The organism is Duganella phyllosphaerae, from assembly GCF_001758785.1.
GTDB classification, from domain to species: Bacteria; Pseudomonadota; Gammaproteobacteria; order Burkholderiales; family Burkholderiaceae_D; genus Rugamonas; species Rugamonas phyllosphaerae.
Map to the genome: position 1 here is coordinate 40,519 of NZ_LROM01000082.1, position 13,079 is coordinate 53,597.

Annotated in this window: 15 protein-coding genes; 8 read left to right on the forward strand and 7 right to left on the reverse strand. The window is 63.6% G+C overall.

Going from position 1 to position 13,079, the window contains the following annotated elements:
• Positions 1 to 201: 201 nt before the first annotated feature.
• Both pilB and DUPY_RS11495 read left to right on the forward strand, forming a co-directional pair.
• Positions 202 to 1,926: a type IV-A pilus assembly ATPase PilB gene (gene pilB, locus DUPY_RS11490; protein ID WP_070248358.1), complete on the forward strand. Its 1,725-nt coding sequence runs from the start codon at positions 202 to 204 to the stop codon at positions 1,924 to 1,926.
• 11 nt (positions 1,927 to 1,937) lie between these two features.
• Positions 1,938 to 3,152, forward strand: a complete 1,215-nt coding sequence (locus DUPY_RS11495) for a type II secretion system F family protein (protein WP_070248136.1) — start codon at positions 1,938 to 1,940, stop codon at positions 3,150 to 3,152.
• A 5-nt stretch (positions 3,153 to 3,157) separates the two neighbouring features.
• Here the strand turns inward: DUPY_RS11495 and DUPY_RS11500 are convergent, their stop codons facing one another.
• Positions 3,158 to 3,523, reverse strand: coding sequence for a histidine kinase (locus tag DUPY_RS11500; RefSeq protein ID WP_141749514.1), 366 nt, complete (start codon positions 3,521 to 3,523; stop codon positions 3,158 to 3,160).
• 159 nt (positions 3,524 to 3,682) lie between these two features.
• Between DUPY_RS11500 and DUPY_RS11505 the strand changes: the two genes are divergently transcribed.
• From DUPY_RS11505 to DUPY_RS11520, 4 genes are all read left to right on the forward strand, one after another.
• Positions 3,683 to 4,558: a prepilin peptidase gene (locus DUPY_RS11505; protein ID WP_070248140.1), complete on the forward strand. Its 876-nt coding sequence runs from the start codon at positions 3,683 to 3,685 to the stop codon at positions 4,556 to 4,558.
• Positions 4,555 to 5,160 carry a dephospho-CoA kinase gene (gene coaE, locus DUPY_RS11510; protein WP_070248142.1) on the forward strand — a complete coding sequence of 202 codons (606 nt, stop codon included), beginning with the start codon at positions 4,555 to 4,557 and terminating at the stop codon, positions 5,158 to 5,160. The genes DUPY_RS11505 and coaE overlap by 4 nt, the downstream gene beginning before the upstream one ends.
• 106 nt (positions 5,161 to 5,266) lie before the next feature.
• The gene (zapD, locus tag DUPY_RS11515; RefSeq protein ID WP_070248144.1) at positions 5,267 to 6,022 is read left to right on the forward strand and encodes a cell division protein ZapD; all 756 of its coding nucleotides are present in this window, start codon (positions 5,267 to 5,269) and stop codon (positions 6,020 to 6,022) included.
• 9 nt (positions 6,023 to 6,031) lie between these two features.
• Entirely contained in the window at positions 6,032 to 6,205 is a 174-nt protein-coding gene (locus DUPY_RS11520) for a DNA gyrase inhibitor YacG (RefSeq protein ID WP_019921459.1), read from the forward strand.
• Positions 6,206 to 6,243: 38 nt separating this feature from the next.
• Here the strand turns inward: DUPY_RS11520 and DUPY_RS11525 are convergent, their stop codons facing one another.
• The 6 genes from DUPY_RS11525 to argJ all read right to left on the reverse strand — a co-directional run bounded on the left by DUPY_RS11525 (position 6,244) and on the right by argJ (position 10,910).
• Positions 6,244 to 7,035 carry an anti-sigma factor gene (locus DUPY_RS11525; protein WP_070248147.1) on the reverse strand — a complete coding sequence of 264 codons (792 nt, stop codon included), beginning with the start codon at positions 7,033 to 7,035 and terminating at the stop codon, positions 6,244 to 6,246.
• Positions 7,032 to 7,616 carry a sigma-70 family RNA polymerase sigma factor gene (locus DUPY_RS11530; RefSeq protein ID WP_070248360.1) on the reverse strand — a complete coding sequence of 195 codons (585 nt, stop codon included), beginning with the start codon at positions 7,614 to 7,616 and terminating at the stop codon, positions 7,032 to 7,034. Before DUPY_RS11530 ends, DUPY_RS11525 begins: the two co-directional genes overlap by 4 nt.
• 87 nt (positions 7,617 to 7,703) lie before the next feature.
• Positions 7,704 to 8,240, reverse strand: a complete 537-nt coding sequence (locus DUPY_RS11535) for a DUF3455 domain-containing protein (RefSeq protein WP_070248149.1) — start codon at positions 8,238 to 8,240, stop codon at positions 7,704 to 7,706.
• Positions 8,241 to 8,377: 137 nt separating this feature from the next.
• Positions 8,378 to 8,788 (reverse strand): NUDIX domain-containing protein, encoded by a 411-nt coding sequence (locus DUPY_RS11540; protein WP_070248151.1) that lies wholly within the window; start codon positions 8,786 to 8,788, stop codon positions 8,378 to 8,380.
• Positions 8,785 to 9,663, reverse strand: a complete 879-nt coding sequence (locus DUPY_RS11545) for an ATP-binding protein (protein WP_070248153.1) — start codon at positions 9,661 to 9,663, stop codon at positions 8,785 to 8,787. Before DUPY_RS11545 ends, DUPY_RS11540 begins: the two co-directional genes overlap by 4 nt.
• An 8-nt stretch (positions 9,664 to 9,671) precedes the next feature.
• Positions 9,672 to 10,910 carry a bifunctional glutamate N-acetyltransferase/amino-acid acetyltransferase ArgJ gene (gene argJ / locus DUPY_RS11550; protein ID WP_070248155.1) on the reverse strand — a complete coding sequence of 413 codons (1,239 nt, stop codon included), beginning with the start codon at positions 10,908 to 10,910 and terminating at the stop codon, positions 9,672 to 9,674.
• A 331-nt stretch (positions 10,911 to 11,241) separates the two neighbouring features.
• Between argJ and DUPY_RS11555 the strand changes: the two genes are divergently transcribed.
• Complete coding sequence (locus DUPY_RS11555) at positions 11,242 to 12,462, forward strand: porin (protein WP_070248157.1); 1,221 nt, start codon at positions 11,242 to 11,244, stop codon at positions 12,460 to 12,462.
• A gap of 13 nt (positions 12,463 to 12,475) precedes the next feature.
• Entirely contained in the window at positions 12,476 to 12,886 is a 411-nt protein-coding gene (locus DUPY_RS11560) for a hypothetical protein (RefSeq protein ID WP_070248159.1), read from the forward strand.
• The last annotated feature ends 193 nt before the right edge of the window (positions 12,887 to 13,079 follow it).

Consider the following 13,079-nt stretch of genomic DNA (forward strand, 5'->3'; position numbering starts at 1 on the left):
CCATCAAGGTGATCAAATTATTACGTACCTTGCACACTTCGGACGGCAAACGCGGCCATTGAATCGTGCGCCGGTGGCTGCGCGCAACAGCAGAGGTACAATCGGCTCGACCAGCGGTCTGCACGCTTTACAAAGGATGTGCCTGAGGGCATGATTCAGAAGGGCAACTGGTTCGCCCTCCACCATCCGTTGGAAGCAGCCATGGCCGCAGTCTTACCGAATACCGTTCCGATGCCGGGCCTGGCGCGCGCCCTGATGCAGGCCGGCCGCCTGTCGCCGCCGCAGGCCGAGGCGCTGCACAAGAAAGCTCACCACGAAAAGCAGCCGTTCATCGACGTGCTGCTCGCCAGCGGCGCCATCGATGCGCGCGCGCTGGCCACCTTTTGCGCCGAGACCTTCGCCTACCCCTTGCTCGACGTCTCGATGCTCGACATGGAAGCGCTGCCGGCCAAGGCCATTGACGCCAAGCTGATGCAGGGCCAGCGCGTGGTGGCATTGGCCAAGCGCGGCAACAAGATGGCCGTCGCCATTTCCGACCCCACCAACACCCAGGCGCTCGACCAGGTCAAGTTCCAGACTGAATCGACGGTGGAGCCGGTGATCGTGCCGCATGACGCCTTGCTGCAGCTGCTGGCGCGTTTTGGCCGCAGCGCCGAGCAGAGCATCGCCGACCTGGCCGGCCCGGAAACCGAGTTCCAGTTCGCCGAAGAAGAGGAAGCGCCGGCCAGCGCGGCCGACACCGCCGCCGCCAACGAAGTGGAAGATGCGCCGGTGGTACGGTTCCTCAACAAGATGCTGCTCGACGCCGTGACCATGGGGGCGTCCGACCTGCACTTCGAGCCGTTCGAAAAATTCTACCGCGTGCGCTTTCGCGTCGATGGCGTGCTGATCGAACACGCCCAGCCGCCGGTGTCGATCAAGGACAAGCTGGTCTCGCGCATCAAGGTGCTGGCCAAGCTCGATATTTCCGAAAAGCGGGTGCCGCAGGACGGCCGCATGCGCCTGGTGGCCTCGCCCACCCGCACCATCGACCTGCGCGTCTCGACGCTACCCACGCTGTTCGGCGAAAAGACCGTGATGCGCATCCTGGACGGCAGCCAGGCGCAGCTGGGCATCGACGCGCTCGGTTACGAGCCCGAACAGAAAGCGCTGTTGATGGACGCCATCCATCGCCCCTACGGCATGGTGCTGGTCACCGGGCCCACCGGTTCGGGCAAGACGGTGTCGCTGTACACCTGCCTGAACGTGATCAACAAGCCCGGCATCAATATCTCCACCGCCGAAGACCCGGCCGAGATCAACCTGCCGGGCGTCAACCAGGTCAACGTCAACGACAAGGCCGGACTGACCTTTCCGGTAGCGTTGAAGTCTTTCCTGCGCCAGGACCCGGACATCATCATGGTCGGCGAGATCCGCGACCTGGAAACGGCCGACATCGCCGTCAAAGCCGCGCAAACCGGCCACCTGGTGTTTTCCACGCTGCACACCAACGATGCGCCATCGACCCTCACGCGCCTGATGAACATGGGCGTGGCGCCATTCAACATCGCCTCGTCGGTGACCTTGATCACGGCCCAGCGCCTGGCGCGGCGGCTGTGCAGTTGCAAGCAGCCGGTAGACATCTCGGCTGACCTGTTGCTCAAGGCCGGCTTCCGGCACGAGGATCTCGATGGCAGCTGGAAACCATACGGCCCGGTCGGCTGCGAGCGCTGCAACGGCGGCGGCTACAAGGGCCGCGTGGGCATCTACCAGATCATGCCGATCACGCCAGCCATCGAGGCGCTGATCCTGGCCCACGGCAACGCCATGCAGATCGCTGCCCAGACCCAATCGGAGGGCGTGAAATCGCTGCGGCAGTCGGGCTTGCTCAAGGTGCGGCAGGGCATGACCAGTCTCGAAGAAGTACTCGGCTGCACCAACGAATAGGACCGCGACCCATGGCAAACCCCGGCAACCAGGTCAAGGAAACCATCTTCGCGTGGGAAGGCAAGGACAAGAGCGGCAAAACCGTGCGCGGCGAGTTGCGCGCCGGCGGCGAGGCGGTAGTCAACGTCACCTTGCGGCGCCAGGGCATCATGGTCACCAAGGTGCGCAAGAAGACTTACCGCAGCGGCAAGCGCGTCAAGGAAAAGGACATCTCGCTGTTCACCCGCCAGCTCGCGACCATGATGAAGGCCGGCGTGCCCTTGCTGCAGGCGTTCGACATCGTGGGCAAGGGCCATTCCAATCCGTCGGTGTCGAAACTGGTGATGGACTTGCGTGCCGATATCGAAACCGGCACCAGCCTCAACCAGGCGTTCCGCAAGTTCCCGCTGTACTTCGACGCCCTGTTCTGCAACCTGGTCGCCGCCGGCGAACAGGCCGGCATCCTGGAAGACCTGCTCACCCGGCTGGCCATCTACAAGGAAAAGACGCTGGCCATGAAGGCCAAGATCCGGTCGGCGCTGATGTACCCGATCTCGATCCTGGCGGTAGCCTTCATCGTCACGGCCGTGATCATGATCTGGGTGGTGCCCGCTTTCAAGGAAGTGTTTGCCAGTTTCGGCGCCAACCTGCCCACCCCCACGCTGTTCGTGATGGCGCTCTCGGCGTTCTTCGTTAACTGGTGGTATGTGATTTTTGGTAGTCTTGGACTGGGCATCTGGTTGTTCTTCCGCACCTGGAAACGCTCGGTCAAGATGCAGCGCACCATGGATCGGCTGATCCTCAAGGTACCGGTGTTTGGCGACGTGGTGCGCAAGGCCACCATCGCCCGCTGGACCCGCACCCTGTCCACCATGTTTGCCGCCGGCGTGCCGCTGGTCGAGTCGCTCGATTCGGTCGGTGGCGCGGCCGGCAACGCCGTGTATGCCGACGCCACCCGCCGCATCCAGAACGAGGTGAGCACGGGAACCAGCCTCACGGCCGCGATGCAGAACGCCGACGTGTTCCCGAACATGGTCACGCAGATGGTGTCGATCGGCGAGGAATCGGGCGCGCTCGACGCCATGCTGGGCAAGGTGGCCGACTTTTACGAGGAAGAAGTGGACGAGGCCGTGGCCTCGCTGTCGAGCCTGATGGAGCCGGCGATCATGGTCATCCTGGGCGTGCTGATCGGCGGGCTGGTGATTGCCATGTACTTGCCGATCTTCAAGCTGGGCTCGGTGGTGTAAGCAAGTTAGTCTGTTTTTTTCGTAGCGGAACGCAAGGCCAGCAGGCGCTGGCGGCCGTCGGCCAGGGCGGCGTCGCCCTGGTCGAGCAGGTGCTCGATGGCCGCGCGCTCGGCGCTGCCGGCTGGAAAACGCTGGCCGACGCTTTGAAAGCTGAGCAGGATGCCTTGCATGCCTTGCAGCAGCGCATCGTGGACGTCGCTGGCCAGGCGCTCGCGCTCGGCCAGTTGCGCCAGCTGGGCCAATAACGCACGGCGGCGGCACATGGCTTGGCACCAGCGGTCGTGGCACAGCAAACCCAGCACCAGGCACAGGGACAGTCCCAGCAACAGGCCACCGGTCAGCCACAACCAGGGGGGTAAAAAAGTCGGCAATCGAAACTCCAGCAGGTCAGTTCCGTCACCTTGCCATTAACTTTTGGTTACGCCCATATCTCGTACGGGGGAGAAATTGCCCCAATACAGGGCAAATTTGACTGACCGCATGGTCCCCATGCTTTAATATGCACTGCGACTCACCAAACCACTCAAACTATGCAATCGTCCCTGCTGTTCGCACCCGCCGGCGAACTCGCCATCAGCCTGATCGCGGGGCTGTTCGGCCTGCTGATCGGCAGTTTCCTCAACGTCGTGATTCACCGCCTGCCGCAGATGATGCAGCGCGAGTCGGACAATTATTGCGATGTGGAAGCCGGCAAGCCGCCGCGCCACACCACCCAGTACAGCCTGGTAGCGCCGCGCTCGGCCTGTCCCCATTGCGGCCACCAGATCACGGCGCTGGAAAACATCCCGGTGCTCAGCTGGCTGGCGCTGCGCGGCAAGTGCAGCCAGTGCAAGGCGCCGATCTCACCGCGCTACCCGCTGGTGGAATTGCTGACCGCCGCGCTGTCGGCGCTGGTGGTGTGGCAGTTCGGCAGTGGCTGGCAAGGGCTGGGCGGCTTGCTGCTGCTGTACATGCTGGTCGCGCTTACCTTCATCGACTTCGACACCCAGCTGCTGCCCGACGACCTCACCTATCCGCTGCTGTGGGCCGGTTTGCTGCTCAATCTCAACACCACCTATGTCCCGCTCGAGAGCGCGGTGATCGGCGCAGCGGCCGGCTACCTGGTGCTGTGGTCGATTTACTGGGCCTATAAATTGCTGCGCAAGCGCGAGGGCATGGGTTACGGCGACTTCAAGCTGCTGGCCGCCCTCGGCGCCTGGCTCGGCTGGACCATGTTGCCGGCCATCGTGCTGATGGCCTCGCTGGTGGGCTCGGTCGTGGGCATCGCGCTGATGGTGCTCAACCGGCGCGGGCTCGACTACCAGATCCCGTTCGGCCCCTACCTGGCCGCTTCCGGCCTGATCTGCTTCCTGTACCGCGCGCCGCTGGCCGAGGTCAGCGCGATTTTCTATCCGGTGCTGCGATGACGGTCCCGTTTGCGATCGGCCTGACCGGCGGCATCGGCAGCGGCAAGAGCACGGTGGCCGACCTGTTTGCCGCGCGCGGCGCCAGCATCGTCGACACCGACGTCATCGCCCACAGCCTCACCGCGCCTGGCGGCGCAGCCATGCCAGCCATCGTCGATGCGTTCGGTGCACAATTTGCCGACGCCAGCGGCGCGCTCGACCGCGCCCGCATGCGCGCGCTGGTGTTCTCCGATGGCAAAGCGAAAGCCGCGCTCGAAGCGATCCTGCACCCGCGCATCCGCGCCGGCGCGCTGGCCGCTGCCGAAGCCGCGACCGGCGACTACGTCATGTATGCGGTGCCGCTGCTGGTGGAGTCGGGCACCTGGCGTGACAGGGTGTCGCGCGTACTCGCGGTAGACTGTCGCGAAGAGGTGCAGATTGCCCGCGTGATGGCCCGCAACAATCTCACCGAAGCGCAGGTGCGCGCCATCATGGCGGCCCAGGCCAGCCGCGCCGAACGGCTGGCGGCAGCGGACGATGTAATCGACAATAACGACGGCCTGGACGCGCTGGCGCCGCAAATCGACCGCCTGCACGCCCAATATCTGAAAATGCGCGATTAATTTCGACCGGATCGCGCACTATGCCCTCTCAATGTTTGTAATTTTGCTTGGCTTGCTTCAAAATCACGTGCATTGTTTGCAGGTCCACCTATAGAGGGATGTTATTTTGATCGTCTACGAATATCCTTTCAACGAACGCATCCGCACCTTGTTGCGCTTGGAGGATCTGTACGAGAAATTCCAGTTCTTTGCGCATCAGCCCGACCCGATGCAACACCATGTCGCCCTGTCCACCATTTTCGACATGCTCGAAGTGGCCGGCCGCGCCGACCTCAAATCCGACCTGCTGCAAGAGCTCGAACGCCAGCGCCAGACCCTGCTCGGCTACCGCCTCAATCCCAACGTCCAGCCCGAGATGCTCGACGCCATCCTGGCCGAAGTCGATTCCGTCAGCAGCGCGCTGGTGGCCGCCCAGGGCAAGACCGGCCAGAACGTGCGCGATAACGAGTGGCTGATGAGCATCCGCGGCCGCACCATCATTCCCGGCGGCGCCTGCGATTTCGACATGCCGTCGTACTATGCCTGGCAACAGCGGCCGGCAGACCAGCGCTACAACGACATCGTCACCTGGTTTACGCCGCTGGTGCCGCTGTTCGACGCGCTGGGCCTGGTGCTGCGCCTGCTGCGCGACTCGGGAGCGCCGGTAAAAATGATTGCGGTGGCCGGCAGCTACCAGCAAATGTTGCAAGGCAAGGTGTACCAGATGCTGCGCCTGACGCTCGACGAAACCTCGGGCGCCATCCCCGAAATCTCGGCCAACAAGTACATGTTGTGGGTACGGTTCACAACCCAGGGCGGCGACCTGAAACCCAAGCCGCTGGAAGATCAGGTACCATTCGAGCTTACCCTCTGCAACTTCTGATCAAATATTATGGTTACCGTAGTGTCGTGCCCCACCTGTTCCGCCAAAGTGGAATGGAAGCCTGAAAACAAGTATCGCCCGTTTTGCTCGGAACGCTGCAAACAGATCGACCTCGGCGCCTGGGCCGAGGAAAAGTACGCAATCCCCGCCGCGCCGCCCAAAGACCCGCACGAAGAAGAGTAAGAGCGACTGCCAGGCCAGCCGCTCCTGGCGGCTTGCCGTTACATCGCTACCCTGACCGCCTTGCCGATGTAGAGCACCGGCCCGGTCGGTTTGCCGGTCGGCGAACCGGCTTGCGGTTCCAGCGTAATTTCAAATAACTGGTCCTGCTGCACTTGCGGCAGCTGGTCCAGGGTCAGCTTGACCGACTGATTCGGTTGTACCAGCCCCAGCGATACCGGCGCCTGCCAGTCCGTCCCCTTGGTCCAGAATTGCAGCGCCTTGTTGCCCGGTACGGCCACGCCTTGCAGCGGCGTCAGGGTCAGTTTGCGGTTCAGGCTGGCCTGCACCACGTAGCCGGCCGTGCGCTCCTGCGGCGCCACCAGCACCACCATGTAGGCCGGTTGCAGCGCTTCCGTTGCCGGCTGGCGCGTGAGCAGCACGGCCAGCACCAGCGTGGCAAACACGGCGCCGCCGCTCAGCGCGCGCCACAGGCGCAAGTCGTCCCACCAGCGGCGCCAGCCACCGGCAGCCGTGACCGCTTGCGGGGTCAGATTGCCGGCGAGGTTGGTGGCCAGGTTGGCAGCGCGGCTGGCGGCACTGCTACCGGCCAAGCTGCTGCTGAGGCTGTTGCTAATCTTGGGCCACAGGCCCGGCGACGGCTCGGCCGGCTCTGCCAGCGCGGTCAGCGGCAGCAGGCGCTGTTCCCACGCGGCGACTTCGGCGCGCAGCAGCGGCTCGACCGCCAGGCGGCGTTCGACGTCCTGGCGCGCGGCCAGCGCCAAGGTGCCCAGCACGTACTCGCCGGCCAGCTCGCGCATTTCCTCCTGCTGTTGTTCGATAGATTGCGTCATCCCATGCACTCCCGCAAAGCGGCCAGGCCGCGCTTGAGCCAGGCTTTGACCGTGCCGAGCGGCGCATTGAGCCGCGCCGCGATTTCACTGTGGCTGCACCCATCGACATAGGCGCAGACGATGCTGTTGCGCTTGGCGCTGTCGAGGTTGCCGAGGCAGTCGTTCAGGCGTCCCATGTTCGCTTGCAGCTCGAACTGTTCGGATACGGGGTTGCCATGCGCGCCCTGGCCGTCCTGCCCATCCTGAGCCTGCTGCAAGGCGTCGAGTGCGTCGTTGTCGCCGGTATAGACGTCGCGCTCGCGCGAGCGCAGCGCATTGAGCGCCTGGTGTCGCACCACGCTGAAGATCCAGCCCCGCCCCGCACCACGGCCGGCGTCGAAGCTGGCCGCCTTTTGCCAGATGCTGACAAAGGCGTCGTGCAACACGTCTTCGGCCAGGTCGCGCCGGCGCACGATGCGCAGCGCCACGCCCAGCAAGTGGCGGCTGTCCTGCTGGTACAGGCGTTGCAGCGCCTGCTGGTCGCCCAGTGCACAGGCGTGCAGCGCAGCGTCGTAGTCGAATCCGTCGGCGGTTGGTGGCATCGGCATTTCTGTCGTGGGGTGGGCGGAGCGCTGCTGCGGCTGATTATAGCCGAGCGCGGCGCGTCCGCTTGCATCCCTGCATGACGATCAGGCGGCTTTCCAGAAGATGTAGTCGGCCTGGTACTTGACCGTCTGTTTGGCGCCGGCATTGGCCGCGCCGCACATGCCGGCCGGGGCCACGCCCCCCTTGGTGGCCACGCGCTGGATATAGGTCACGCCCGTCATGGCGCCGTTGCCCATGGCCGGGTTGGCCTTGACCAGTTGCGACGGGATATTGCCGGCGCCGGCCGGTGCCACCGCCAGCTGGGTGGCGGTGACTTTGGAGCCGTCGTTGCTCTGCCAGGTGGCCGGTGGGCCGAAGTATTTGCCGACGTTCATGCCGCCACGGTCGGTGAGCTGGGCATCCGGGCCGATGAAGGTCCATTCGAACTGGTCGGCGCTGTCCTTCTTGAGCTTGCATTCATAGGTGATGTCGCCGGCGCCCACGGTTTCCATGGCAACCTTGTGGCCGGCCGGTACCTGCACGGTCGCTGGCAACGCTTGTTGATTGAAGCTGGGCGTGCTGGCGCAAGCGGAGAGCATGACGGCAGCAGCAACGGCGGTGGCGATGGAAAGTTTTTGCATGGCGGACTCCTGAAGTAGTTGTAAGTAGCGGCGCTGCGTTGTGAGCATTGCGCCGATACCTGTACTACCCGCCAGCACAGCGTTTGGATGCAGTGGCTTGCAAATATTTTTTCAGCGAGCGAATTTATTGACTGAGTTTAGCGACCGAACCGCAGCTGGTCGAGCCACTCGATCAGCGGGATCGTGGCCGGCAGCAGCGGCTCCACGCCCACCGTACCCTGCCACGCGAACGCTTGCCCTTCCAGGCTTTGCGGCTCGCCGTGCCAGTCGCGGCTGATGAAGAAGTGCAGCCGCACGTGCGCGTGCGGATACACGTGCTCGACGCCGCACCACTCTTCGGCGCTGTTGATCGTCAGGCCCAGCTCCTCGACGAACTCGCGTTTCAGCGCTTCGAGTATGGTTTCGCCGGGATCGACCTTCCCGCCCGGGAATTCCCAGTAACCGTCGTACGGCTTGCCGGCCGGTCGCTGGCCCAGCAGGACGTCGCCGTTCGGCTGCATCAGGATGCCGACCGCGACGTCGATCGGCTTGTTGTTCACATCGCTCATGCCAGCCGTCCCGCGTAATCCTTGGCGAACTGCCACGCCACCCGGCCCGAGCGCGAGCCGCGCTGCAAGGCCCAGCGCAAGGCGTCGCCGCGCGCATCGGTTATCTGCTGCGCGCTGCACCCGAGCGACGCCAGCCAGTGGTTGACGATTTCCAGGTAGTCGTCCTGCTTGAACGGGTAGAACGTCAGCCACAGGCCGAAACGTTCGGACAGCGAAATCTTTTCTTCGACCGTCTCGCCCGGGTGCAGGTCGCCGTCGTCGCCGTGCTGGTAGCTCATGTTGTCGGACATGCGCTCGGGCAGCAGGTGGCGGCGGTTGGACGTGGCGTAGATCAGCACGTTATCGGACTGGGCCGAGATGCTGCCGTCGAGCGCCACCTTCAGCGCCTTGTAGCCGCTTTCGCCCTCTTCGAACGACAGGTCGTCGCAGAAGATGATGAAGCGCTCGGGCCGGCCGGCTACCTGGTCGACGATGTCGGGCAGCTCGGCCAGGTCGGCCTTGTCCACCTCGATCAGGCGCAGGCCATCCCGGGCGAACTGGTTCAGGCAGGCCTTGATCAGCGACGACTTGCCGGTGCCACGGGCGCCGGTGAGCAGCACGTTGTTGGCCGGGCGGCCGGCAACGAACTGGCGCGTGTTCTGTTCGATCTGCTGCTTTTGCGGGCCGATGTGCTGCAAATCATCGAGCGCGATATCGGACACGTGCGCCACTGCCTGCAGGTAGCTGGCGCCACCGAAGCCACCGCCGCTGCGCTTGCGCCAGCGGAAGGCGTAGCCGTTGGCCCAGTCCGGCGCCGGCGGCGCAGGCGGCAGCACCGCCTCCACCCGCGCCAGCACCGCCTCGGCCCTGGCCAGAAATTGTTCCAGCGTGGTCATCGCTGGCATCACGAACGGTAGTCGGCGTTGATGCTCACGTAGTCGTGCGACAGGTCGCAGGTGTACACGGTGGCAGCCTGGTCGCCGCGGGCGAGCTTGACGCGCACCAGGATCTCGCTTTGCTGCATCACGCGCTGGCCATCGGCTTCCTGGTAGTCGGGATTGCGGCCGCCGTTCTTGGCCACCCAGACGTCGTCGAGGTACAGGTTGAGCTTGCTGACATCAAGGTCGTCGACGCCGGCATAGCCGATCGCGGCCAGGATACGGCCCAGGTTCGGATCGGACGCGAAGAACGCGGTCTTGACCAGCGGCGAGTGGCCGATCGAATAGGCGATCTTGCGCGCTTCGGCCACGCTGGCGGCGTCTTCCACGGTAATGGTGATGAACTTGGTGGCGCCCTCGCCGTCGCGCACGATCGCTTGCGCCAGGAACAGCGACAGTTCGGTAACGGCGGCGGCCAGTTCGCGGTATTCGGGCGACTCGACCGAGGTGATCTCCAGGCTGCCGGCGCCGGTGGCGATCAGCATGAAGGAATCGTTGGTCGAGGTGTCGCCGTCGATGGTGATGCAGTTGAAGGTCTGGTCGGCCACCTGCTTGACCAGCACGTCGAGCACCGGTTGCGCCACCTTGGCGTCCAGCGCCAGGTAGCCGAGCATGGTCGCCATGTTGGGCTTGATCATGCCGGCGCCCTTGGAGATGCCGCTCATGGTCACCGTGTGGCCGCCGATGGTGACCGTGCGCGAGCCGGCCTTGGGCTGGGTGTCGGTGGTCATGATGGCTTCGGCCGCGTTGAACCAGTTATCGGCTTGCAGGCCGGCTACCGCTTGCGGCAGGCCGGCAATCACCTTGGCCGCCGGCAGCGGTTCCAGGATCACGCCGGTGGAGAACGGCAGGATCTGCGACGGTTCGCAGCCGAGCTGGCTGGCCAGGGCGGCGCAGGTTTCGTTGGCCAGCGACAGGCCCAGTTCGCCGGTACCGGCGTTGGCGTTGCCGGTGTTGACCAGTAGTGCGACCACCGGCTTGCCGGTTTCCTTGGCGGCGGCCAGGTGCGCCTTGGCGATCTGCACCGGCGCGGCGCAGAAGCGGTTGAGGGTGAACACGCCGGCAACAGTCGCGGTGGGCGCCAGCTTCATCACCAGCACGTCCTTGCGGTTGGGTTTCTTGATGCCGGCTTGGGCAAAGCCGATCTCGATACCGGCAACAGGTTTCAGGTCGGCGGCGACAGGCAGGGGGGAATTGACGGCCATATTCAGTGATCTCGTGGGTGGCAGGGAAGCCGATATTGTAATGCCTGACCGGCAAAACAGCGCAGTGCGCGGACCACGACGTTCAAGCGTGGCAAAAAGGTTAAACATGCCTGCCTGATTACTGACACGATGTCGTACAACTTGTTGATTCCGCAGGGATTTTGCGTAAAAACGACGAAATATAGTACGTTCGTCCACTTATTTGCATAAATTCTCATGCTCTACGGCAATTTAGTTTAATGTTGCCAACGAATGCCCCATCCCCGCATTGCCCCATACCCCGCAGTACCGAACACAACAGCAGACCAATTACCGCAAGGATAAGCATCCCATGAAAAAGCAACTGTTAGCAGCAGCGATTCTGGCCGCCATGGCCACCATGCAGGCCCATGCCGGCGCCCTCGACGACGGCAACCTCAGCATCAGCGGTTTCGGCACCGTTGGCGTTGCCAAAAGTAATTCGGACGTCGCCGAGTTCGCCCGTTACAACCAGGCCAAGGGCGTCGGCGACAGCCCGCGCATCAGCCTCGACACCAACCTCGGCCTGCAAGCGACCTACAAGATGAACGACTGGCTGTCGGGCACGGTGCAAGTGCTGACCCGCAAAGGCCCGGAAGGCAACTTCGGCACCGAGGTGACCTGGGGCTTCCTGAAAGCGAAGATCAACGATGAAGTGAGCGTGCGCGTGGGCCGCGTGGTCGTGCCGACGTTTTTGATCTCGGATTACCAGAACGTCGGTTACGCCAACACTATGATGCGCCCGCCGGTCGAACTGTACGCGCAGAACCCGATTGAAAACTCGGACGGCGCCGATATCAATTACCAGACCAACTTTGGCGACCTCACCTTCACGGCGCAGGCCTTTGTCGGTGTTTCGCGCGGCAAGATTTACGTGTCGTCGGGCAGCGGCTCGGTCGCCACCTACCGCGCGCCGGACGCCGGCATCAGCATCAGCGGCGAATACGGCCCGTTCGTGGTGCGCGCCGCGCACGCCCGCGCCGACATGGAAATCAACGACATCGGTTCGCTCAACACCTTGAGCAGCACCTTGACGGCCGTCGGTTTCGGCAAACTGGCCTCCGATCTGAACTTCAAGGATGGCAAGAAGATTGCGTTCACCTCGGTCGGCATGACCATGGACTGGAACAACATCGTGCTGCAAACCGAATACGCGCAGCGCCGCGCCAAGGAGCCGGTGTACCTGGCCGACACCAATGCCTGGTATGCGATGGCCGGCTACCGCATCGGCAAATTCGTGCCTTACGTTGCCCACGCCACCGTGGAAGGCCACGGCAAGTCGGTGACCGTGCCTGCCGCCTTCGCGGCCGCGCCGGCAGCCTTGCGCGGCGCCGTCACCGGCCTGATGGGCGCCCAGGAACAAAGCACCAGCCTGGTCGGCGTGCGCTGGGACTTCGCCAAATCGATGGCGCTGAAGGTACAACTGGACCACGTGAAGCCAAAAGCCAAGTCCGGCTACCTGATCCACGCGCCGGCCGCCGGCACCACCAAAGACATCAACGTGGTCGCAGTCGGCCTCGACTTCGTATTCTGATCCGGGAGCACCTATGAACAAAAATATTATTGCTGCAGCACTGATGGCGGCGCTGGGCGCCCTGGCATTGCCGGCCTCGGCCGAAGTAGTCGTCATCGTCAGCCCGAAAAACCCCGCTACCCGCATGTTCTCGGAACAGGCGTCGCAGTTCTTCCTCGGCAAATCCAACCTGTTCACCCCGGTGGACCTGCCGGAAAGCTCGGCCGTGCGCGCCGAGTTCTACAAGAAAGTGGCTGACAAGGACACGGCGCAAGTCAAGGCGCTGTGGTCGAAGCTGGTATTTACCGGCAAGGCCACCGCACCGAAAGAATACGCCAGCGCCGCCGAAGTGAAAAAGGCGGTGGCAGCCGATCCGAAGGCGATCGGCTACATCGAGAAGTCGGCCGTCGATGAGTCAGTGAAGGTGATTTTGACGCTGCCGTAAGATGAAGTAGTGGCGGCCACTGTGGGTCCGGTGGCCACGTGCTTTCTCGCGTTCTGTCTCGCGTTCTGTCTCGATTATTGCGCTCATCGGAATACCTTCGGTAGTTGGTCTGAACAGGCGTATTTCACGCAAAATATGGCATAAGACAGACGCCCGGTGACAAATTGACGCCATGCGGCATTTTGACGCCGTA

Bases quoted from the DNA above. Each gene is read 5' to 3' on its own strand.
- DUPY_RS11555 (WP_070248157.1), top strand. From the start codon at position 11,242: ATGAAAAAGCAACTGTTAGCAGCAGCGATTCTGGCCGCCATGGCCACC.
- DUPY_RS11520 (WP_019921459.1), top strand. From the start codon at position 6,032: ATGGTTACCGTAGTGTCGTGCCCCACCTGTTCCGCCAAAGTGGAATGG.
- DUPY_RS11540 (WP_070248151.1), bottom strand. From the start codon at position 8,788: ATGAGCGATGTGAACAACAAGCCGATCGACGTCGCGGTCGGCATCCTG.
- DUPY_RS11535 (WP_070248149.1), bottom strand. From the start codon at position 8,240: ATGCAAAAACTTTCCATCGCCACCGCCGTTGCTGCTGCCGTCATGCTC.
- DUPY_RS11495 (WP_070248136.1), top strand. From the start codon at position 1,938: ATGGCAAACCCCGGCAACCAGGTCAAGGAAACCATCTTCGCGTGGGAA.
- DUPY_RS11505 (WP_070248140.1), top strand. From the start codon at position 3,683: ATGCAATCGTCCCTGCTGTTCGCACCCGCCGGCGAACTCGCCATCAGC.
- DUPY_RS11525 (WP_070248147.1), bottom strand. From the start codon at position 7,035: ATGACGCAATCTATCGAACAACAGCAGGAGGAAATGCGCGAGCTGGCC.
- DUPY_RS11560 (WP_070248159.1), top strand. From the start codon at position 12,476: ATGAACAAAAATATTATTGCTGCAGCACTGATGGCGGCGCTGGGCGCC.
- coaE (WP_070248142.1), top strand. From the start codon at position 4,555: ATGACGGTCCCGTTTGCGATCGGCCTGACCGGCGGCATCGGCAGCGGC.
- pilB (WP_070248358.1), top strand. From the start codon at position 202: ATGGCCGCAGTCTTACCGAATACCGTTCCGATGCCGGGCCTGGCGCGC.
- DUPY_RS11545 (WP_070248153.1), bottom strand. From the start codon at position 9,663: ATGACCACGCTGGAACAATTTCTGGCCAGGGCCGAGGCGGTGCTGGCG.
- DUPY_RS11530 (WP_070248360.1), bottom strand. From the start codon at position 7,616: ATGCCACCAACCGCCGACGGATTCGACTACGACGCTGCGCTGCACGCC.
- argJ (WP_070248155.1), bottom strand. From the start codon at position 10,910: ATGGCCGTCAATTCCCCCCTGCCTGTCGCCGCCGACCTGAAACCTGTT.